Genomic DNA, 22,509 nt, shown 5'->3' with positions numbered 1-22,509 from the left:
GTGGCTAATCCTTTAGATCACTATTTTTCTATCACTTTAATCGTTACACTTGTTTCATGGCGATAGAGAGGGCAATTCTCTAGTAAGAATAAAACTTCCCTCAATCGCAATGAGATCGAGAAATGATTGATTCAACCGCAAAAGTAAACATGATCAATAATGGCAATAAGATAACATTAATTGTGGCGCTACTTTGTGTCAGCTTGGTGCATGCTGGGGTCTATATGGGCTTAACGGCGGCAGGAAGCTCTCAGCAGATGGTGATGCAAGAGGGCGATGCAACGATGTTGACAATGTACAATGTGCAACTTGCCGGCATTACCGATGAGAAAGAGGGAAATGCAGAAGATTCGGCCATTGAGGCGGAAGCAGTTGAGTCTGATGTGATTGAAGAAGTTATTGAAGAGCCGATTGATGAGGAGATAGCACCTGAGCCGGAAAAAGTTGAGCCTGAAGAGGTGAAGGAGCCGGAGATTATACCGGAGCCAGAGATAGTGCCAGAACCCGTTGTAACTCCCGAGCCGATTCAAAAGCCAGAAGCACCTCCTGTGATTGCGACAAAAGAGCGCTCAGAAAAGCAGGTGCAGAAGGTTGCTGAGAACCGTCCAAAACCAACGCCAAAGCGCGAAGCGCCTAAAGTGGCGAAAAAGCCACAGAAAGCAGCTGAGAATGCGCGAGCAGTTCAGCAGGCCAAGGCGGTCTATAGCGAGAGTGAAGTTAATGTTTTAAGTAAGCCAACGCCAAACTATCCGCGCGCAGCACGGCAACGGAAGATGCAAGGGCAGGTCGATCTGATTGTATCGATCGGCACCGATGGCGCTGCACAAAATGTTCGTATCGCTCGTTCATCAGGGCATGATCTTCTCGATAACGCGGCAACTAAAGCGGCACAAGGAATTCGTCTAAAGCCCTATCGAATTAACGGCGTGGCAACACCTATTCAGGTTAAGATTCAATATCTCTTTAAGATGTAGAGATCCGACAGTAGGCGCTATTGATCGATCCTCAACATGACTCTAAATAGGATTACTCTAAATGGGCTTTGAGTTTAAAAGATGAAAGGTTAGGGAAAGCTCCCTATAATAAGTAACAAATTAAGAATGAAATCAGATCGATCAAGAAAAGATTGAGTAAATGGTCAGATAAAACAATTTAGTAAATCCTTAAGTAAAAAATTAAGTGAAAAAATTCAGCAAATAATCAATCGTAGAATCATTGATAGATATTAAGTGGACAGAAAAGGAATAAAATGGAACCTGTGGTAGAAAATTTAGGATTTATCAGCTTTATTGAGCAGGGTGATCTTGTGACAAAGACACTCTTTGTGATCCTTATTATTATGTCGATCCTTTCGTGGTTAGTGATCTTTTTGAAGTTTTTTCAAGGGATCGTAGATCGCGTAAAAGGGAAGAAGTTTCTGTTCGACTTTTGGCATGCAAAGACACTCAATGAAGCTGCGAAATTGATCTCCTCTAAGCCCACAACACCGCAGGAGCTTCTTGCTAAAGAGGGGTTTCAGGCGTTACATCGATATCAGTCAGGACTCGATAATATCCAGAGTAATAGTAGTCGGAAAGAGTACCTCACCTCTATTTTGCGCGTGACGCTCGATAAGATTCAATTAACCATTGAAAATGGGGTTACCATATTAGCTACGATTGCGGCTACCGCACCGTTTGTTGGGCTCTTTGGAACAGTTTGGGGAATCTATCATGCATTGATTGAGATCGGTTCAACGGGTGCCGGCACAATCGATAAAGTTGCAGGACCTGTTGGGGAGGCGCTTATTATGACCGGATTAGGTTTAGCAGTCGCGATCCCTGCGGTAATGGCACATAGTTGGTTGGTGCGTCGTAATCGTCTACAGATGGGAAATCTCGACTCTTTTGCCTTTGAACTTCTTTCGATCTTAGATCGCTCACCTCAAACAAAATCTAAAGCGAATCAAACCACAACATCACTCGATAGTGAAGCGTAGGGGGAGATATGTCATTTGGACGTTTAAGAGATAAGGGTTACGAATCGCGAGCCGAGATCAACATGGTTCCCCTTATCGATATTATGTTGGTTCTTTTGGTAATCTTTATTTTAACAGCGCCTCTTGTGACTCAATCGGTGAAGTTAAAATTGCCAGAAGCGGTGGATCTAAAAGAGGAAGTGGTCGTACAAGATCCAGAAAAGCCGGTACTAATCGCCATCAATGCTGATAATGAGCTCTTTATCAATGATGAAGCGATCGACTTTGAGTCAGCATTACCTCGTTTAACAGCGATTAAAGAGGGAAGCGAAAAGGCACCGATGATTCAGTTACATATCGATTCTTCAGTCCCTTATCAAGAGGTGGCAAAGATCGTGACAATTTTAAGTAAGGTGGGATTAGCCAATATCGGCTTTGTCTCTCTTCCAGAAGAGGGAAGCGCCCAACCTTAATATGATCTGTAATCTGCGGATATGTAGATATATGGGATAATTAGATCGCCGGCAATGGGAATAGCTCTCTTGCCGGCGCGTGTTTTTTGGAAATATACGATAGTGAGATCCGGCAGCGTTCAGCCTTTTCTCTTTTGATGAATAATTTGATGAATGATTCTTAAGAAGGTTTATTGAGCGGCGGGAACCGACTATTTCGTTCTTTTAACCAATGCATGCCCGCCATTTGGCGCTTTCAGCACCGTGGATGATATCTAAAGTAGCGATATTTACCGGCATGCAAACTGTGGAAGGATGTAGCGGTCATTTCCGGCAACTCATCAACATTTATAAAGATAAAAACTATTCGGGCAATCGAATGATTGCCCCCTGCCGGCACGAGATTTGCGGAAGAGCGCGATAGTGAGATCCGGCAGAGTTCAGCCTCTTCTCTTTTGATGAATAATTTGATGAATGATTCTTAAGAAGGTTTATTGAGCGGCGGGAACCGACTATTTCGTTCTTTTAACCAATGCATGCCCGCCATTTGGCGCTTTCAGCACCGTGGATGATATCTAAAGTAGCGATATTTACCGGCATGCAAACTGTGGAAGGATGTAGCGGTCATTTCCGGCAACTCATCAACATTTATAAAGATAAAAACTATTCGGGCAATCGAATGATTGCCCCCTGCCGGCACGAGATTTGCGGAAGAGCGCGATAGTGAGATCCGGCAGCGTTCAGCTTATATTATTTCAACAAATAAGAAGATCTTCTTTCGCCGTAGATTAGGGTTACCAACCCCCTGTTGCGCCACCGCCACCGCTTCGACCGCCACCTCCGCTTCGGCCTCCGCTACTTCGGCTACTTCCGCCACTTGATCGACCTCCACCGCGATAACCTCCACCCATTCCGCCGCCACGACCACCTCGGCCACCTTGAATTTTAATCGGCGCACGAATAAAACCTAGCGCAAGGCCCGCAGTCTGAAAGAGTAGGAGAAGAAGTCCTATCAAGATCCCAATCGCAAGATGAAATGCGATAGAGGTAAAAAAACCGATGAAGATCGCACTAGGAAGTGAGCGGAAGAAAGCTTCCATCCAACTGATTTTTTTAACCTTCTTAGAGGAAGTATGTCTACTTTCTCTTTTTGATGATGGGATAGAGGGCTCTCTGCTTGAGTATGAGCGCTTCTGATTTTGAGAGCGATAATGATCTGCCCATGTTTTAAGAGAATCTTGCTGCAGATCGCTAGAATGATTAATCGGTGAATTATGAGGTTCGCGACTTTCAAAGAGAACTCCTTTCTGCTCATTAGAAACCCTTCTCGATCGTTGTTGTAATCGCTGTATCAGCGGAATAAGAAAGGGAGAGAAGACCATTATGACTATAATGATAATGGTCAGCGTCAGATCCCAATCGACCACCTCATCACTATTTGAAGATGCACTTAAAGGAACCTCTTTGAGCGAGGGGAGTGGCTCTCCCTCAATTTGGGCAATAATTGCATCGACAGCAAGCTCAATCCCTTCGGCAAACTTCCCCGCACGAAAAGCCGGCGTTAGATATTGATTTAAAATTTGACCGGCAATAAGATCGGGAATAGCCCCCTCTAAGCCATAACCTACCTCAATACGCATAGCGCGCTCTTTTAACGCAATGAGAAGAAGAACCCCATCATCAACCCCTTTTCTTCCTAGTTGCCACGCTTCCATTACCGCAACGCCATATTCAACAATCTCATTCCCCTGAAGATCGGGCAGAATAAGGACGGCAAGCTGCGATCCGGAATGCTTCTCAAGTTGCCAGATTTTACGATTGATCTCTGCTCTCTCTGCTGTAGAGAGAAGCCCGGCATAATCCATCACCCCATCATCTAAGCGAGGAATGCTCTGCTCAATTTTGCTGACGGTAGAGCGGGATAATCCCTCTGCCGAGATCGGTTGTAGTACAAAAAATGTACTCAGAAGCAGGATTAAGAGGAGATAGAGCGGCAGATGCAGAAAGAGAGATAAGAGTGATGAGGGTGATGAGAGAGAATCTTTTCTCCCGATTTGGGACATATCATGAGCACCATGACCGCTCTGATCATGATGAGAAGAGGGGGAGAGCATCGCTTCTATTCTATTACACATCACATCACCTAATATCCTAATGGGGATTCCTAACGAGCATTTCTAATGAGTATTCCTAAGGGGCATTTCTAGTGGGTATTGGATCGTTAAATATATTAAAACTCAACAACAGGTGCTTGATCGATCATCGGATCATCCACATTAAATTGTGGAATCGGGCGATAGCCGAAGATTTTTGCAATAAAGAGATAAGGGACGCGACGAATTGTAGTGTTGTAGTTGCGGATTGCATCAATATAGCGATTGCGCGCAACGGCGATACGATTCTCTGTTCCTTCAAGTTGAATCATCAAGTTTTGATAGAGCTGACTCGCTTTAAGATCTGGATAATTCTCAACAATCATTAAGAGGCGAGAGAGTTGTGTCCCTAAGGTTGCTTCTGCCTTTTCGTAAGCGATGCGCTTTTCAGGATCTTCTAAATCTGCCGGAGAGATCGCCATCTTATTGAGTGAGGCACGCGCTTTGGCAATATCGGTAAAGATCTGCTCCTCATGTTTAGCATATCCTTTGACTGTATTGGAGAGATTTGTGATCAGATCAGCTCGGCGTTTATATTGATTGATCACTTCAGCGGCGGCCGCTTTCTGCTCTTCATCAAGATTCTGCACACTATTGTAGTAACCCGCCCCGACAAAGCCGAGAATGATAATGATTAGGGTGATAGGAATAAAGGCCCAGTTGAGAGGGCGTCGGCTTTTTAAAGTTGGCGTATTCTCATTCATTTAAAGTAAAGTTCCCATTCATGTTGTATGAAAATGTTGTATGAATATTAATAATCTCTAACAGATCTAAAAATTTAACAAATATTGATAATCAATCATCAATCATCAATCATCAATCATCAATCATCAATCATCAATCGATCAACCATCGATCATCACTATCAGTGGATAATGACATCCGTTGTTGTCTGACTCGCTTTAATAAAGATCGCACGATAACGGATAAAGAGAAAGAGCGTCAAGAGAAGAGCGACAAGGCTGATGGCAAAAGCAACCCAAGAGAGACTTGTAAGGCCCATCTGGCTAATGACTACAGTTCCCACTAAAGCACCCCCACCAATGCCGATATTGAAGATGCCCGAGAAGATCGACATGGCGATATCGGTTGCATCCGGGGCGAGCTCTAATACTTTGAGTTGGAGTACTAAGCCGATACAGGTCATGGAGATTCCCCAAAAGAGGGAGAGGTAGAGGAGTCCATCGGCCAGATAGGTACTCGGCATGATTAAAAATAGAGAGATAGAGAGCCCTAAAATTGAGAGCGGAAGAAAGGAGAGCGGATGTTGATTATTCAGTTTACTAAAGATAATACTCGCTAAAATGCCGGCGCCACCAAATATTAAGAGCAAAATGGTGATCTTATTGGGGGATATTTTAGCAATGCTTTCGCTAAAGGGTTCAATATAGCTATAGGCGGTAAAGTGTGCCGTGACGACAATCGCCGTTAAGATAAATATACCTACAAGTGCAGGGCGTTTAAAGAGAATCGGAAGACTCTTAGCTGAGCCTGCATTTTGGCTAGGTAAGCGGGGTAAAACGATGTAGAGCACAATGAGTGTGATTAGGGCGGCAATACCAATAATTAAAAAGGTGTAGCGCCAGCCCACTAACTGCCCAATAATACGCCCAAGTGGAATACCTAAAACGGTCGCAAGTGCCGTTCCTGTCGCTAAAATACCTAAAGCTTGTGATTTTTTACCTAAAGGGGCAACACGAATCGCAAGTGCTGCGGTAATAGACCAGAAGACCGCATGAGAGAGAGCAACACCGACTCGCCCAACAATTAAGATGGTAAAGCTAGAGGCCATAAAGGTCACCAGATGGCTGATGACAAAAACAATAAAGACAAAGGTGAGGAGTCGCTTTCGTTCAAAGTTGCTTACCAGAAGCATCAAGGGGAGTGAGGCGAGCGCCACAACCCAAGCATAGATGGTGATCATAATCCCCACCTTTTCTGCCGGTAGATCGAAGCTTGCTCCGATATCAGTTAAGAGGGCGATTGGGATAAATTCTGTCGTATTGAAGACAAAGGCGGCGATTGCTAGGGCAATTACCCGAATCCAAGCGAGATTGAAGTGTTGATTCTCTCTCTGTTGCTGCTCTATCGTTACGGTCGATGGTGCTGTCATATATGAGATCTTCCCTTTATGAGTGATTTTAAATCAGCGCTACAGATCATATCTGTTTCTGACAACGCCATTTTACCCCACTTCATAGTTGAGGGTTAAGAAAAGGGGGGATTGAATCAATTGATTGAATTATTTATCTGATTCAGCCCACTTATCGATTAGAGATGATCCATCAATTCATTGATCTTCGTAACACCAATCACCTCCATATCGGGGATAGGATGCTTCGGTTTATTCGCTATTGGAACGATAGCGCGTTTAAAGCCATGCTTGGCTGCCTCTTTCAGTCGCTCTTCACCATGCGGAACAGGTCGAACTTCGCCGGCAAGACCGATCTCTCCAAAAACGACAAGATCAGAGGGGAGAATCAGATTACGAAAGCTTGAATAAGCTGCCGCAATGACCGCAAGGTCTGAGGCCGTTTCTGTCACTTTAACACCGCCTACCGCGTTGACATAGACATCTTGATCGAGCATGGCAATACCGGCATGACGATGGAGAACGGCAAGGAGCATGGTGAGTCGATTCTGCTCTAAACCTAAAGTGACGCGTCGCGGTTGGCCACCGAGGGAATCATCCACTAAAGATTGAATCTCGATCAAGAGAGGACGCGTACCTTCTCGGGTCACCATAATCACACTTCCGGAACTTCGATCTGGTTGACGTGAGAGAAAGATGGCTGAAGGATTGCTAATAGGGCGAAGGCCTGTTTCGGTCATAGCAAAGACACCAATCTCGTGGAGAGGACCAAAACGATTTTTGTAGGAGCGCATAATACGGAAGCGGGAATCGACCTCTCCTTCAAAATAGAGAACGCAATCGACCATATGCTCTAAGACTCTCGGGCCGGCAATTGCTCCCTCTTTTGTCACGTGACCTGCTAGGAAGATCGATGTTCCTGTTCGCTTTGCAAATCGCGTAAGTAGGGCGGTACTCTCTCGCACTTGCCCCACATTACCGGGGGCTGAGTTGAGGAGCTCTGTAAAGATGGTCTGAATCGAGTCGATCACCATAACATCAAGATCCATCGGCTCGGCAACACGGAGAATCTTCTCCACATTGGTCTCAGATAGAAGCTGTAATTTAGAGCCATCAAGTTGAAGGCGCTCTGCACGTAATGCTACTTGGCTCGGGGATTCCTCCCCCGTAACGTAGAGCACCTTTTTCCCCTGATGGCTCAGATGAATAAGGCTCTGGAGCAGGATGGTGGATTTACCAATTCCTGGATCACCCCCGATTAGGACAACAGAGCCGAAGACTAATCCGCCCCCTAAGACGCGATCGAGTTCATTAAGACCGGTGGAGAAGCGGGTGAGCTTCTCTTTTTGCACATCGGTTAAGATCTGTACGCCGGTGGCTCCGGCGGTTCCTGAATAGCCCGATAGGCGCGTCGGCGTCTGTTCCACAACCATCTCTTCAATGGAGTTCCACGCTTTGCACTCTAAACATTGTCCCGCCCATTTAGGGGCGATCGCACCACAATCACGACAGACAAATTGGGTTTTAGCTCGGCTCATATACTTCTCCTTACAGATATTAGAAACTTATCATGACCCTTATTTAGAAAGTGATGCAGTATCACGATGGAGCAGGATCAGAAGGGAGAGTTTAACATAAGCGCTTAAGTCCGATTAATCTTCTCTTATACTTTCTCTCGCATCTTTACTCATATCTTATCGGGCTATTTTCGCGATGGAACTCTCATATTGTGCTTTTTTAGGGAGCATCATGGAAGCGATCGCCGCCACAATGAGGAAGAATCCTGCTAGCCAGAAGGTGATATAGTGCGAGCCATAGGTCTCATAAGCCCAACCGCCTAACCAAGAGCTTAATGTCCCGCCAATTTGATGGCCGATAAAAGCGAGACCATAGAGAATCCCCACCAATTTAACGCCATAGATATCGGCAAGCATTCCTGAAGAGATGCCCATATTTCCTGCCCAAACAAGTCCGCCAACAATCGCGACGGTATAGAGCTGCCATGGCGTTAATACCATCACTAACAGAAAGAAGGCAACACCGCGTACAGCATAGATCGCCACTAACATATATTTATGATCCACATGGGTACTGATTCTTCCTAACATCACGGTGCTAAAGATTGCCACTAAACCAATAAGGCTAACGCCAAAAGCACTCACATCGCGGCTAAAACCATGATCGATCAACATCGGCACAGCATGAGTACCTAAAAGACTCATACTAAAACCACAAGCGAAGATGCCGACCACTAAGAGCCAGAAAGGGTAGGTTGAGAAGACCTCTCGTAAGCGATAACTCTCCCCCTTCATCAACTTTTGTCGAGCACTTATTTTGGCTTGATGCGCTTCAATCTCATGTTCTGTTGTTAAATCACCATACTCCGGTGGCGTTCCTCGGATAATGGCAAAAGCAACGAATAGGGTGGCAATGGAGAAGAGAACTGCATAGCCGATTAAGGTACTCTCCCAGCTAAAAGATTGGATAGTCTGACTAAAAAGGGGCGTTAAAATCGCAATGCCCGCCATCGATCCGGTGGAAAGAAAGAGTAGCGCCATGGTTCGTTTAGCGATAAACCAGCTACTGATCAATTGAGTAAAGGCAACAGGGCTGGTAAATGCCAGTCCAAAGGAGAGTAACCCTCCATAACTGAAGGCAAAGATCCAGATATTATGACTATAGACTGTCAAGATGAGTGAGATAGAGACCATAATTGCCCCTAGGATTAAGGTTGTGCGCGTCCCATAACGATTGACGCAGAAGCCGGCAACGGGCATTCCAAAGCCATAGATCAGCATTCCAAAAGCAATCACTGCTGAAAGAGTGCTGCGACTCATACCTAATCCTTCACTCATTGGAATCACAAAAGGGCCGATACTCATGCGCATTCCAACGGTAAACATCGTTAAGAGTGCCGCGGCAATGACAATGGTCCAGCCGTAATACCATCTCTTCAGTTGAGGCGTAAAATTTTCTCGATTTTCGTCTCGATTCTCAGCATGATTTTCTATTTTTGACATCGTTTTAACAGTTCCTAGTAGTGATTCTATCGATCTTGTTTATCTTATTTTCCTGATTGAGTCTGAATATCGGAATTCATTTCGATCAGAGATCATCGACCATCGATCGATTATCGATTGAGTGTTACGTCATTATTTCTTATTAAACATACTATAAAAAAGTATAATAATGGTCGAAAAAAGAGAGCAGCGGGTAAGACTGCTCTTTCTCTTTTTCGTTCCGGGGGCTATTGTAGCATCTTCCTTTTGAAATTGTTTGCTATTAGGTGAATAGTTTCACCTATATAATACTGTTTGTCTCAATTGCCGGAGTTGTTATCGATCGTGATGGTGAATAATCACATTATAGCCCCATTTTCAGGCTCGCTTCGATAAAGTCATCAAGATCACCATCGAGGACAGGTTGTGGATTTCCCACCTCATGGCCGGTACGAAGATCTCTAATGCGCGCTTGATCGAGAACATAGGAGCGAATTTGACTTCCCCAGCCCACATCCGCTTTGGAATCCTGCAGTGCTTCTGCGGCATCTCGTTTCTTCTGCATCTCTAACTCATAGAGTTTTGAACGTAATTGTTGCATTGCGACATCTTTATTACGATGCTGCGAGCGTTCATTTTGACATTGAGCAACGACGCCGGTGGGAATATGGGTAATACGAACAGCTGATTCGGTCACGTTAACGTGCTGTCCGCCGGCACCCGAGGCGCGATAGACATCGACTCGAAGATCTGAAGGGTCGATATCGATCTCAATATTGTCATCAATCTCAGGGGAGACAAAGACTGAGCAGAATGAGGTATGGCGCTTATTATTGGAATCAAAAGGTGACTTTCGCACTAAGCGATGAACCCCTGTTTCGGTGCGTAACCAACCATAAGCATGATCCCCTTCAAAGCGGATACTTGCGGATTTGATGCCGGCAACATCGCCGGGAGAGGCTTCCAATAACTCTGTTTTAAAACCATGATGTTCGCCCCAGCGCAGATACATTCTAAGCACCATCGAAGCCCAATCTTGCGCTTCGGTACCGCCGGCACCTGCTTGGATATCGATAAATGCATTACTTGCATCCATCTCACCACTAAACATACGCTTGAATTCAAATTGCTCAATCTGCTTCTGATAATCGAGCAGATCTGCTTCAATCATCAAAAGGGTCTCTTCATCATTCTCCTCTTTTGCTAAAGCAACAAGATCTTTGGCATCATCGAGACCGCTTTGCAGTGATAACATGCCATTGACAAAATCATCAAGTGTTGCGCGTTCTTGCCCAAGTTTTTGTGCTTTATCAGGGTTATCAGACCAGATATTGGGATCTTCTAGCTCCATTAAGACTTCAGTGAGGCGCTCCTGCTTGAGATCGAAGTCAAAGATACCTCCGAAGGTCAGCGGCTCTCTCGGAGAGATCTTTAATGGTGTGATTGAGTGTATTGATAAGTTCCATCTAGATAATTACTCCATCTATCTTATAAGTTGATTGATCCTTCAGCTTGTAGATCAGTAGTGAGGGGGAATAGATACAAGCATTGTTAAGATAAAGAATCATGAAGAGGAGGGTGCAAAAGGATTCTCTTAACTAAAAGGCTTGTAATAAAAAATGTTTAAAGGAACTTATTATACGTGATTTAAGGATAACTGATAAATGAAAAGTATCTTTATAGAGGCTTTGATTAACAAAAGAGGCTGAACGCTGCCGGATCTTACTATCACGTACTTCCATCAAGCTTGTGCCGGCAGAGGGGCATCTTCTATTGTCGGCAGAGGATGATCTTTCTATCGTCGGTAGATATCATTAATATCTCAATAGGATATCTCGGCATTGAAGATGCCGAACTGCGGGCATGCAGTTGTAATAAGAGCGAGATGGTTCTCTCCCGCGGCTCAACAGATTCTCTTATGGGTTGAATCCATTAAACAAAAGAGGCTGAACGCTACCGGTCCTTACTATCGCGTTCTTCCATAAATCGTGCGCCGGCAGATGGCAATCATTCGATTGCCGGAATATTACTGCCCTTTATTAAAGCTGGTGAGTTGCCGATCCTTACTATCGCATTCTTCCACAAATCACGCGCCGGCAGAAGGTATCGAAGATGCCAGTAGGCGGGCATGCACAGGTTAAAAGAACGAAATAGTCGGCCCCGCCGTTCAATGAATCTTCTTAAGAATCATCAATAAAAAATCATCCATAAAAAAACCGGTCATTGACCGGCTTTTAAAGACTCTTCTGTTGTAAGAGGTTCGATTGAGATAATCGAGATCTCTACTGAAGAATGTAAGATCGTTCTCGACTAGAGATGGCTGTCGATAAATTGTGCTAATTGTGCTTTGTTAAGCGCGCCAACGTGTTGACCAATAATTTCGCCATTTTTGAAGATCATTAATGCAGGAATTCCACGAATTTGGAACTTAACAGCAGTGTCTTGGTTGTTTTGTACATCAAGTTTGACCACTTTTAATTTGCCCGCATACTCTTCTGAAGCTGCTTCAATAATAGGTGTAATCATACGGCATGGCGCACACCAATCAGCCCAGAAATCGACGAGAACAGGAAGTTCTGCTTTTAAAACTTCCGCTTCAAAGGTTGCATCAGTTGCATTTACTAAGTTACTCATTGTTACTCTCCCCTGAGAAATGGATCAAGATATCCAAAATTAGATTTGGAATTTTCTTTATAAAATATGATAATACCTAGGTATTACACCCGAAAAATGGGGAAATGACAAGGTTCGAACGTGATAAAAATTTCAACCACTGTCATTAATATAATTTATTGAATAATTAATTGAAGAACAGATTAACTGAGGACTCAGGTCAATACCTATGGGAAAACCACTATTAACTTCTATGAAGTTTGCAGATTTAAATTTACATGATTCACTGAAAGAGAGCTTGGAAGATAACGGTTATGTCTACTGTACCGAAATTCAAGAGAAGGCACTCCCCGATCTATTAGCGGGCAAAGATGTCACCGGTCAAGCGCAAACAGGGACAGGGAAAACTGCAACTTTCCTATTAGCGACCTTAAACCACCTCATGACAGTGCCGGTAGAAGAGGGTAAGAAAGGCCCTTATGCCATTATTATGGCCCCAACGCGAGAATTGGCAGTGCAGATCCATAGCGATGCCGAGATGCTTGGACGCTATACCGGCCTGAAATATGCCTTGCTCTATGGCGGCGCCTCTTATGGAACGCAAAATGAGGCATTAGATGCTGATCCTGATGTTGTGATCGGGACTGTTGGCCGAATTTTAGATTACTTTAAGCAGAAGAAACTCAATCTCCGCAATGTGGAGGTCTTTGTTTTAGATGAAGCCGATCGAATGTTTGATCTTGGGTTTATCAATGATATTCGCTTCCTTTTGCGTCAAATGCCGAAGGTTGAAAAGCGCCAAAATATGCTCTTCTCGGCAACCTTCTCTCAACGAATTTTAGAGCTTGCTTATGAGCATATGAATGATGCGAAACTGATTAAAGTTGAGTCAGAGCAGGTGACCGGTTCACGTATTACACAGCGTCTCTATCATGTTGCTTCTGATGAGAAGATTAAACTGCTCTTTGGGCTCTTAAAGCATGAGAAAGCAGAGCGCTCTATCGTCTTTGTTAATACAAAACGTGCCGCTGATGAGGTCTTTGAATCGCTCAATGCTAATGGTTATAAAGCGGCGGTTCTTTCAGGAGATATTCCACAAAATCGCCGAGAGAAGCTCCTAGAAGAGTTTAAAAATGGAGAGCTCTCCATCATGGTGGCAACTGATGTGGCCGCACGTGGTCTTCATATTCCTGATGTATCTCATGTCTTTAACTACGACCTTCCGCAAGATGTGGAAGATTATGTTCATCGTATCGGAAGAACCGCGCGTGCAGGAGCAGAAGGCACGGCAATCACCTTTGCTTGTGAAGAGTATGTCTACTCATTGATGGATATCCAAGATTATATTAAAGAGGAGATTCCTGTTGCGGTGATTACAGAGGAGCTTCTAGTAACGCCAGAAGTGGAAGCGCCGAAACGTCGTGATCGTCGTGGTAGAACTCCGCGTAATAATCGTCGCACCGGTGACCGCAATGAGCGGGATAATCGTTCAGCACGTCGAACACCTCGTCGCCGTCGTCCAGATGATGAGAAAGGGGAGAAAGGCTCTGATCGAAATGATCGCAATGAAGAGCAGAAAGCGCCATCACCAGTAGCGGAGAGAGCACCTGAAAATAGTGCGGAAAAAGCGCCTCAAAAAGAGAACGCACAACCTGCTGCCGGAGCAGAGAACGCTAATAGTGGTGAAGAGAAATCTTCTGCTCCTAAACGTCGCCCTCGTCGTAACGTTCGTCGTCCACGTCGCAATAGTGGCAATCGTTCTAATCGTGCGCCGAAAGCAGATGCGTTGGCACCTCAAGGTGAGTAGCGGTTAGTCTTCCAAATTAGATTATTGAGTTATTTAACGCTAGATCTATCAGTTAGTTATCAGTTATTTGTCAGTTATTTGTCCGTTAGAATAACCAGTTAGAGCTATAAGTTAAATATACGAAATGGGATATACAAATTAGATCTCTCTTATCGGGCCGATGGCAGGATAGGAGAGATCTCTTCTTTTAGAGGAATTATCGATGAAACGAGCAGAATCGGAACGCGTTAAGACGCCGGCTACGCTCTATCTAGATCGGCATCAATTACCCTATGAACTCTATCAATGCACCGGAGAGATAGAGGGCACAGCAGAGTTTATGGCAAACTTTCTGGGCGTTCCAGCCTATGAGGTGATTAAAAGTATCGTCTTTATGGATGAGAAGCATCACGGCTATATGGTATTGCAACATGGCGATCAGACAATCGATACAAAAAAGTTGCGGAAAATTTTAGGGGTAAAGAGTATTCGCCCGGCGCCCTATGAATATGCCCATAAATGGACCGGCTATCAATTTGGTGGAACCTCTCCCTTTGGAATTAAGGCTGATCTTCCCATCTATGCCGAAGCGAGTATCTTTCAGCTTGAGAGCTTCTATATTAATGGGGGAAAGCGTGGGATGAATATTAAGATTACTCCGGCGCTCTTGACCCATATCGGGGTTGTGCCCATTTCGGTAACGAAATAGTAGGAAGTGTGACAAAATAGTAAAAATGTCGCATCACGGTGGTGATAGCGACTCACTATTATTAAAAATAATGTAAAACGATGCAAAACGATGCAAAACGATGAAAAATGATAAAAATTGATCAGAAAGGAATAAAGAGAATGAAAAAAGTAGGACTATTATGCAGCTTTCTTTTAATGATGACCGGCTGTGCTGCAGGGCTTAATGATGGACAGGGAAGTTATCGTGGAAAGGGACGTGTTGCTTCTATCATGATCAATGAAGCAGGCGATTCCGAAATTAGTGTTGAGACGGAAGATCGTGGGCATATTCCGGTTATTGTTTCGGGCGCTGTGGAGATCTTCCCAGGTCAGATGGTAAAAGTGGAGCGCAATAGTCGCGGATTTGGTAAGGTTGATGCACTTTAGTAGATTGATTGAGTTAGAGGAGAAGCGTGGTGCAACATTTTAGTCATCAAAAGATTGAAGAAGAGTTACCGATTCCATCGGAAGAGGCGTTAGCGCGCTCAACAGAATTAGCCTTAGAGATCATCAATGAGATTCGTGAATCGGGGCCGATGCCATTTTCTCGCTTCTTCAACTTAGCACTCTACCATCCTCAGCTTGGTTACTATACCGGTCCACAAGCCGTTTTTGGTGAGGCGGGCGATTTTATTACAGCGCCACTTATCTCTGATCTCTTTTCTCGATCATTAGCGAATCAAGTCAGAGAGATTGCCACTTTGATGGCATCAATGGATGAGACCAAGTCGCAAGACTTTGATATTTTGGAGATCGGCGCCGGTAATGGCACAATGGCGCGAGATCTGCTTTTAGCACTTAAAGCCACGGATGAGCTTCCTTCACGCTATCTGATTTTAGAGGTCTCTCCCGATCTAAAAGCACGGCAGCGAGCCTTAATTGCCGAGAGTCTACCGGAATATATCGATCAGGTTGAATGGATCGATACGCCGCCACAAGCAGCGTGGAATGGGGTGATTATTGCCAATGAGGTGCTCGATGCACTAACAGTTGAACGCTTTAAGATCCATGAGGGAAAACCCCACTATATCGATGTCGATATTGAGTTAGATGATGAGAATCGCAGTGTGCGTTTTGTCTCTCGCTTGCGACCGGCTGATGCGGCATTACAGCGCTTTTATCAATCGCTTCTCGATAAGGGTTATACCCTGTTAGAAGGAACCGAGACAGAGTATTGTCCTGCTCTTGAGAGTTGGTTACCACCTCTTTTTGAACATCTTGAAAAAGGTGTTGCGCTCTTTATCGATTACGGTTATGACGAGCGAGAATATTATCGACCCGAGCGAACGACCGGTACTCTGATTGCTCACTATCAACATCGTGCTCATGAAGAGTTCTATCTCTATCCTGGATTGCAAGATCTCACCGCAAATGTGAATTTTACTCAAGTGGCAACCTTGCTTGTGGAGATGGGATTAAACTTTTTAGGATATACCGCGCAAGCTTACTTCTTGATGGGCAATGGTTTGCAGGAGATGGTTAAAGTAGAGCAGGAAGCTTTGGCAGAAAAGAGCGATAAGAATGATATCGGTTGGTATGAGCTCTCACAAAAGGTGCAGCAATTAGTTCATCCTGAAGAGATGGGAGAGCGCTTTAAGGTATTAGCAGTGGGGAAAAACTTTGATGAAGCATTGCAAGGTTTTGCACTCTACGATTATGCGCACCATCTCTAACTTACAGAGAGATATCTTAAAAGAAGCTGTTTGCTAAGTTTTAGTGAGTGCTAAACTAGATTCGCATGCTGAGAGATTAGCTTGCAGAGCTCTCACCTGCTTCCAACTCTTTGATCTTTTCGATAAAGAGCGAGCCATATTGATCGAGCTTTTTCATGCCGATCCCTCGAATATTGAGAAACTCTCCTGGAGTTTTAGGGCGCTTTTCTGAGATCTCCCGTAAAGTAGCATCGGTAAAGATCGCATATGCCGGAATATCGCGTTCGCGCGCAAGGGAGAGGCGGAGCTCTTTGAGCGGCTCATAGAAGGGGGATTTATAGTGGCTGCCGGGATCGGTAACAGTGCGATGGCTGATGAGATCTTGTCGATAGAAGAGTTGCTTCTCCCCCTTTAAGATCGCTTTAGCCGCCGATTTGAGTCGTAAAATAGGGCGCGCATCAGGTGTTTGATAGAGATAACCTCGAGCGATTAATGTCATAATCATCTCCCGAATAGTTCGCTCTGGATACTCTTTCATAATGCCATAGGTGGAGACTTGATCTAAACCGCGCTCGATAATTTGGCGATTTTTCGAACCCTTTAAGACTTGTGTGACCGTTGTAATACCATAATTTTGTTCTACTCGATAGACGCAAGAGAGGATCTTTTGCGCCTCAATAGTGATATTGATCTTCGGTGTCGTATTGGTGCAGTTGCCGCAATTATCACAACTTTCAAAAGTGGGGGTTTCAGAGAAGTAGCGTAAAATCTCAGCGCGCAGGCACTCTTCAGAGTGGCAATAATCGATGAGTGATTGCAGATTTTGGTAGAGAATTCGTTTTCGTTCAGGATCGATTAGAAACTCATTATTCTCAATGAGATATTTCTGGTTAGAGATATCGCGTGGTGAGTAGAGTAGTAGGCAATGTGCCGGCTCCCCATCTCTTCCTGCTCTTCCTGCCTCTTGATAGTAGGCTTCCATATTTTGGGGCATATTGTAGTGGATCACAAAGCGGACATTTGATTTGTCGATCCCCATCCCGAAAGCATTAGTGGCAACAATAATCTCCACTTCATCATAGATAAAGGCATTTTGATGTTTTTCTCGCTCTTCACTACTCATACCTCCGTGATAGCCTAAAGCATTAATGCCGGCATCTTGTAAAAATTGGGTGAGTAGCTCTACATTCTTCCGAGTCGCACAATAGATGACGCCTGAATCTTTGGGGTAGAATCGGCGAATAAAGTTAAGGATATAATCGCGTTTATTGGAGATCTTTAAGACCTCAAAGATCAGATTTTTACGATCGAAGCTGATAATCGATTCTACGGGATCTTGGAGTTGTAGAAGATTTTTGATCTCCTCGATCACATCGGTTGTTGCTGTTGCTGTGTAGGCGCCAACAGGAGGGCGATAGGGAAGTTGGTGAAGAAAATCGATAATCTCTCCATAGGCGGGGCGAAAATCGTGTCCCCATTTAGAGATGCAATGCGCTTCATCAACGGCGATAAAGCTCACTTTAACGGCGGAGAAGAGGTTACGGATCAGCTGGCTATTGAGTCGTTCCGGGGCGATATAGATCAATTGATAGCGACCTTGTCGAATCGCTATTAGGCGCTCAAGAAAAGTCTCTTCATCTAATGTACTATTAATAAAAGTTGCCGGGATTCCGATCTCAGTAAGAGAATCGACCTGATCTTTCATCAAGGAGATTAATGGGGAGATCACAAGGGTCACATGGGGAAGGAGCAGTGCCGGGATCTGATAGCAGAGGGATTTCCCACCGCCTGTTGGCATAATACCTAAAGCATCTTTGCCCGATAAGATCGCCTCGATAAGGCGCTGTTGGCCAGGGCGAAATTCACTATAGCCAAAATATTTTGCAAGCGCATCCTTCGCTTTTTGTGTCAATGACGTTGCAGTCAATGAAATACTCCCTCAATAAAACCGTATAAACAGTAGCAGAATTGCCCTATCAAGTATATAGCAGTTCCAAATAAAAGCAGGTAACAAATCTATCAATCAAGAGTTTTGTAACCTCTTCTCAGCACCAAAGATGTCGGTCTGAATCTATGTAGTCACACGCCGGCAGGGGGCGATCTCTCTATCGCCGGTAATGATCTCTCAAATAGTATTTTAAATATAAATAGTGATGACTTTTCGGTATCAGAGATGCCAATTGGCGGGCATGCAGTGGCGAAAAGAACGAAATAGTCGGCTCCCGCCGCTCAAAAAACCTTCTTAAGTATCATTGATTGAAAAAAGAGGCTGAACGCTGCCGGTCCTCACCATCGCGTTCTTTTATCAATCTCGCGCCGGCAGGGGGCGATCTCTCTATCGCCGGTAATGATCTCTCAAATAGTATTTTAAATATAAATAGTGATGACTTTTCGGTATCAGAGATGCCAATTGGCGGGCATGCAGTGGCGAAAAGAGCGAAATAGTCGGCTCCCGCCGCTCAAAAAACCTTCTTAAGTATCATTGATTGAAAAAAGAGGCTGAATGCTGCCGGTCCTCACCATCGCGTTCTTTTATCAATCTCGCGCCGGCAGGGGGTGATCTTCTATCGCCGAAAACATTATCTGATTTCATTGATGACAACAAAAGAGATTGCTGAGTTGCCGGAGACCACCACTGCATGCTGTCAGAAATCGTATGCCGGCAGATGATGATCTTCTATCATCGCTAACAATTATTACCCTATCGATACTCATTCGTGGCATCAAAGATGCCAACCTGCGGGCGTGCAGTCGTAATAAGAGCGAGATGGTTCTCTCCCGCCGCTCTACAGACTCTCTTATTGCTTGAAACAATCAAACAACAGAGGCTAAAGGCTGCCGGATCTTACTATCTCGCTCTTCCAGAAACTACGCGCCGGCAGAGGGCGATCTTCTTTTACTCACTCGGCTTGAGGAGATTATCGACCTCATTGAGGGTAGAGATAAATTCCGCAAGAGATTCTGTCTCTAACTTCTTCATCGCACTTGCACGTTGCACTTCTACTGTACGTACGGAGATCGCTTCTTTTTGGGCAATCTCCTTATTAGTCAGCCCCTCATAGACAAGAGCGGCGATCTGCTGTTCTCGCTCTGTGAGGCGCGCATATCGGGAGAGTAGCTCATTACGCTTTGCCCGCGCAAGCGCTACTTTCTCTGCATTTTTAAGGGCATTCATTAAGGTATCGAGATCGATCGGTTTTTCTAAAAAATCGACAGCACCCTCTTTTAAGGTCTTCACCGCGGTAGAAACCTCACCATGACCGGTAAGGATAATGGCTCCGATGGGGCTTTGATGATTTTTTAACATCGTAATGACCGCATCTCCCGACATTTTCGGCATTCGAAGATCGACAATCGCAATAGCGGGTAGGGTAAGATCAACCCCTTCAATAAAAGCGCGACCATCCTCCCAAAGCGCGGTCGGATAATTGAGCGCAGATACTAAAAATTGGCATGACTCGCGAACATCGGGTTCATCATCAACAATATGGACAGTTAAAGTACTCATGGCTGCTCCTTGGGATCAGTTGGGGTAAGCTCTCTCGATAGAATCAATCGAACCGCGGCGCCTCTTACACCATCACGGCGATTATCGATACGTAATTTCCCATCTAAACTCTCGATTAAACGTTGGCAGATCACTAAGCCTAAACCCAAACCATCTTTTTTAGAGGTGCGGAAGGGAACAAAGGGGGCATCGATCTCTGTTTGCGTAAAGCCGGGACCATTATCGAAGAGAAAGAGTTTAATATACTGCGGATAGATTTTAAGACGAATATCGATCACTGTAGCACCTGCTTGTGCGGAATTCATCAAGCAGTTGGCTAACACCTGCTCTAAAATAGAGGGCGTTATTACAATATTGAAATGCTCGGGAATATCCACCTGAATATCGATATGACCATGCATGCGCAGGCGGGTGATCTCAATAATCTGCTCTAAAAAGGTGCGGAGATTGACCTCTTCTCGAATGCTATTCTCTTCCGGCTTTGCCCATGAGCGCAGATTCTTAATAATATTGTGACATTGTGAGACCTGCTCATTAATCTTATGTAGCGGCGTTAAGAGGGGATGCTGTTGGTCACTCTTTTTAAGAATCATAATACTCCCCTCAGCATAATTGCGAATGGTAGAGAGGGGTTGATTGAGTTCATGGCCAATGCCGCTTGCCATCTCGCCTAAAATATTCATACGATCTGCTTTTGAGAGCATCATCTCATAATCATGCATCGTTTTATAGGCACTATCGAGCGCTTTACGGCGTTTAGTTGCGGCATAACTCAGCCAAAGATGGTTGATGAGAAGAATCAGAAGAAAGAGAGCAAAGAAGAGAAGCCAGATCTTATGGGTGATTGCAAGGCGAAAGAGGGTCTCAAAGAGGGTTTCACGCTCCTCATAAAGTTTAATATCTGCCGCTAATTGATTGATCTCCGAAAGCGTATAGGGGAGTTGCCAGGAGGGAAGATCAGGATCATCAAATTGAAAAAGAGCGGTCTGAATGCGTTTAGCGCTCTCTTGATCGATACTATCGAGTGCTGCAAGAGACCAGCTAGGTAGCAAAGCGGTACTGGTCTGGCAGTTAAAATCATTCATCTCTTTTCGGTTAATGAGGCGAAACTGCCCTTCAGGGAGGATATCTTGCCGTTCGAGGCGCTCAAAGAGGCAGGCCGGCACAATAATGGCATCATTTTCATCTGTTGCCAAATAGTCAAAGAGCGCTTCTATTGGGTAACCGCGATATTGAAAGGCGATCTCTTTGGCTAATGTTGGTGAGTTTTGAATCATTTCATGGTAAGCGAGGAGAAATCCCCCCAATGCATTTTGACTGACCGCATCGACTCTCTTACCGCGAAGATCATTGAGTGTCTGAATCGGGCTCTCTTCCTTTACCCAGATGGCACTTCCAATCTTAGCGTGGCTCTCTTCTAAGTGGATATTCTCTTCAAGGCTCGCCATCCAGCGCATGGAGGTTTTTGAGCGAAGATTCATAAAGACTCCTTGATGGGAGAGAAGCAGATCGATCGCGCCACTTGCAACCTCAGACTCAATATTATTGAGTTGAAGGGGTTTAAGGACGAAATGAAGGTCGGGAATCTCATGATTGAGTGCTGTAATCCAAGGGCACCACTCTTTCTCTGCAGCAACATCGCCATAAGGGGCTAAGACACCGATTGTCACGCGAGGAAGGCGATCACGATCGGTGCGATCTGTCATCAGCGAACAGCGATAAGGTGTGGAAAATATCTCAGAAAGCGTCTGATCTTTAGCGGTTATTTGGGAGATAGGGGGAGATGTTGAATGGGATGTGGAATGAGATATGGAATTTGGTGCCGAATCAGAAGCTGAATCGGAGAGTGATGAAGAAGCGATACTCCATTGTCCTAAAATCGATACGCTAAGTAGAAAAATGGTGAAGCCTTTGCTCATCGCACTCAACATGACCCACAATAATCTCAAGGATTGAAATCGACGTGATTTCGGAAACAATCGAGTTCCTTTGAGGTGGGGGAATAGAAATTTAGATATCTTCATAGTGTGAATGATCGGGGTAGGGGTTTGAGCAAAAAATGGCGGATCGATTCTTTATTATAGCGAGGTTATAAGGATTCTCCCATCGATTCCTCTGATCTTCTATCACCGATTATTTTTTAAAACAAAAAAAGCTGAACGCTGCCGGTCCTCACCATCGCGTTCTTTTATCAATCTCGCGCCGGCAGGGGGCAATCATTCGATTGCCCGAATTGTTTTATCTTTATAAATGTCGATGAGTTGCCGTAGATTACCATTGCATTCTTTCACAATTTGCATGCCGGCAAAAATCGTTACCTTAACGACATCATTCTCGGTGCTGAAAGCGCCGATTGGCGGGCATGCAGTGGCGAAAAGAGTGAAATAGTCGGTTCCCGCCGTTCAAAAAGCCTTCTTAAGTATCATTGATTGAAAAAAGAGGCTGAACGCTGCCGGTCCTCACCATCGCGTTCTTTTATCAATCTCGCGCCGGCAGGGGGCAATCATTCGATTGCCCGAATTGTTTTATCTTTATAAATGTCGATGAGTTGCCGTAGATTACCATTGC

At 44.7% G+C, this 22,509-nt stretch carries 20 protein-coding genes; 10 read left to right on the top strand and 10 right to left on the bottom strand.

The genetic code is table 11. The features are described 5' to 3' along the window. The first annotated feature begins 122 nt into the window (after window positions 1-122). The 3 genes from B9T19_RS06115 (at window position 123) to B9T19_RS06105 (ending at window position 2,430) form a co-directional block, all read left to right on the top strand. Window positions 123-974 carry an energy transducer TonB gene (locus B9T19_RS06115; protein ID WP_094567734.1) on the top strand — a complete coding sequence of 284 codons (852 nt, stop codon included), beginning with the start codon at window positions 123-125 and terminating at the stop codon, window positions 972-974. Window positions 975-1,249: 275 nt separating this feature from the next. Further along, window positions 1,250-1,978 (top strand): MotA/TolQ/ExbB proton channel family protein, encoded by a 729-nt coding sequence (locus tag B9T19_RS06110; RefSeq protein ID WP_094567733.1) that lies wholly within the window; start codon window positions 1,250-1,252, stop codon window positions 1,976-1,978. A gap of 8 nt (window positions 1,979-1,986) precedes the next feature. Continuing rightward, entirely contained in the window at window positions 1,987-2,430 is a 444-nt protein-coding gene (locus B9T19_RS06105; RefSeq protein WP_094567732.1) for a biopolymer transporter ExbD, read from the top strand. Window positions 2,431-3,203: 773 nt separating this feature from the next. Here B9T19_RS06105 and B9T19_RS06100 read toward each other — a convergent pair. The 7 genes from B9T19_RS06100 to trxA all read right to left on the bottom strand — a co-directional run bounded on the left by B9T19_RS06100 (window position 3,204) and on the right by trxA (window position 12,287). Further along, the gene (locus B9T19_RS06100) at window positions 3,204-4,544 is read right to left on the bottom strand and encodes a YgcG family protein (RefSeq protein WP_094567731.1); all 1,341 of its coding nucleotides are present in this window, start codon (window positions 4,542-4,544) and stop codon (window positions 3,204-3,206) included. Window positions 4,545-4,639: 95 nt separating this feature from the next. Then, window positions 4,640-5,266, bottom strand: a complete 627-nt coding sequence (locus tag B9T19_RS06095) for a LemA family protein (RefSeq protein ID WP_094567730.1) — start codon at window positions 5,264-5,266, stop codon at window positions 4,640-4,642. Between the two features lie 161 nt (window positions 5,267-5,427). Next, the gene (locus tag B9T19_RS06090) at window positions 5,428-6,675 is read right to left on the bottom strand and encodes a sugar transporter (RefSeq protein WP_094567729.1); all 1,248 of its coding nucleotides are present in this window, start codon (window positions 6,673-6,675) and stop codon (window positions 5,428-5,430) included. A 158-nt stretch (window positions 6,676-6,833) separates the two neighbouring features. Next, a complete protein-coding gene (radA, locus tag B9T19_RS06085) occupies window positions 6,834-8,192 on the bottom strand; it encodes a DNA repair protein RadA (RefSeq protein WP_094567728.1) in 1,359 nt (452 codons plus the stop codon). Between the two features lie 156 nt (window positions 8,193-8,348). Further along, the gene (locus B9T19_RS06080; protein ID WP_094567727.1) at window positions 8,349-9,674 is read right to left on the bottom strand and encodes an MFS transporter; all 1,326 of its coding nucleotides are present in this window, start codon (window positions 9,672-9,674) and stop codon (window positions 8,349-8,351) included. Window positions 9,675-10,017: 343 nt separating this feature from the next. After that, window positions 10,018-11,119, bottom strand: a protein-coding gene (gene prfB / locus B9T19_RS06075) for a peptide chain release factor 2 (protein ID WP_233146810.1) whose coding sequence is annotated in 2 segments (ribosomal slippage) — window positions 10,018-11,043 and window positions 11,045-11,119 — 1,101 coding nt in all. Because the reading frame shifts where the segments join, the coding sequence is not laid out codon by codon here. 844 nt (window positions 11,120-11,963) lie between these two features. Next, on the bottom strand, window positions 11,964-12,287 hold the full coding sequence (gene trxA, locus B9T19_RS06070) for a thioredoxin (protein WP_094567725.1): 324 nt from the start codon (window positions 12,285-12,287) through the stop codon (window positions 11,964-11,966). Between the two features lie 208 nt (window positions 12,288-12,495). On the opposite strand from trxA, the gene B9T19_RS06065 reads away from it, so the two are divergent. From B9T19_RS06065 to B9T19_RS06050, 4 genes are all read left to right on the top strand, one after another. Further along, window positions 12,496-14,073, top strand: coding sequence for a DEAD/DEAH box helicase (locus tag B9T19_RS06065; protein ID WP_094567724.1), 1,578 nt, complete (start codon window positions 12,496-12,498; stop codon window positions 14,071-14,073). 202 nt (window positions 14,074-14,275) lie between these two features. Then, entirely contained in the window at window positions 14,276-14,761 is a 486-nt protein-coding gene (locus tag B9T19_RS06060) for an aminoacyl-tRNA deacylase (protein ID WP_094567723.1), read from the top strand. Window positions 14,762-14,901: 140 nt separating this feature from the next. Next, window positions 14,902-15,168: a hypothetical protein gene (locus B9T19_RS06055; RefSeq protein ID WP_094567722.1), complete on the top strand. Its 267-nt coding sequence runs from the start codon at window positions 14,902-14,904 to the stop codon at window positions 15,166-15,168. A gap of 29 nt (window positions 15,169-15,197) precedes the next feature. Beyond that, window positions 15,198-16,454: a class I SAM-dependent methyltransferase gene (locus tag B9T19_RS06050; RefSeq protein WP_094567721.1), complete on the top strand. Its 1,257-nt coding sequence runs from the start codon at window positions 15,198-15,200 to the stop codon at window positions 16,452-16,454. Between the two features lie 76 nt (window positions 16,455-16,530). Here B9T19_RS06050 and recQ read toward each other — a convergent pair whose 3' ends face one another. After that, window positions 16,531-18,360, bottom strand: a complete 1,830-nt coding sequence (gene recQ / locus B9T19_RS06045; RefSeq protein ID WP_233146809.1) for a DNA helicase RecQ — start codon at window positions 18,358-18,360, stop codon at window positions 16,531-16,533. Between the two features lie 329 nt (window positions 18,361-18,689). Between recQ and B9T19_RS06040 the strand changes: the two genes are divergently transcribed. Both B9T19_RS06040 and B9T19_RS10605 read left to right on the top strand, forming a co-directional pair. Further along, on the top strand, window positions 18,690-18,878 hold the full coding sequence (locus B9T19_RS06040) for a hypothetical protein (protein ID WP_094567720.1): 189 nt from the start codon (window positions 18,690-18,692) through the stop codon (window positions 18,876-18,878). A gap of 211 nt (window positions 18,879-19,089) precedes the next feature. Next, window positions 19,090-19,242, top strand: coding sequence for a hypothetical protein (locus B9T19_RS10605; protein WP_158214365.1), 153 nt, complete (start codon window positions 19,090-19,092; stop codon window positions 19,240-19,242). 87 nt (window positions 19,243-19,329) lie between these two features. On the opposite strand, the gene B9T19_RS06035 is transcribed toward B9T19_RS10605, so the two are convergent. Together B9T19_RS06035 and B9T19_RS06030 are read right to left on the bottom strand one after the other, a co-directional pair. Beyond that, on the bottom strand, window positions 19,330-19,941 hold the full coding sequence (locus tag B9T19_RS06035; RefSeq protein ID WP_094567719.1) for a response regulator transcription factor: 612 nt from the start codon (window positions 19,939-19,941) through the stop codon (window positions 19,330-19,332). Further along, on the bottom strand, window positions 19,938-21,647 hold the full coding sequence (locus tag B9T19_RS06030) for a PhnD/SsuA/transferrin family substrate-binding protein (protein WP_158214364.1): 1,710 nt from the start codon (window positions 21,645-21,647) through the stop codon (window positions 19,938-19,940). Before B9T19_RS06030 ends, B9T19_RS06035 begins: the two co-directional genes overlap by 4 nt. Window positions 21,648-21,750: 103 nt before the next feature. Between B9T19_RS06030 and B9T19_RS10600 the strand changes: the two genes are divergently transcribed. After that, window positions 21,751-21,897: a hypothetical protein gene (locus B9T19_RS10600; protein WP_158214363.1), complete on the top strand. Its 147-nt coding sequence runs from the start codon at window positions 21,751-21,753 to the stop codon at window positions 21,895-21,897. Window positions 21,898-22,509 lie beyond the last annotated feature (612 nt).

The organism is Ignatzschineria sp. F8392 (assembly GCF_002252045.1).
In the GTDB taxonomy this organism is placed as follows: domain Bacteria; phylum Pseudomonadota; class Gammaproteobacteria; order Cardiobacteriales; family Wohlfahrtiimonadaceae; genus Ignatzschineria.
Note: the sequence above shows the minus strand (reverse complement) of the source record. Positions and strands in the feature narration are given on the sequence as shown.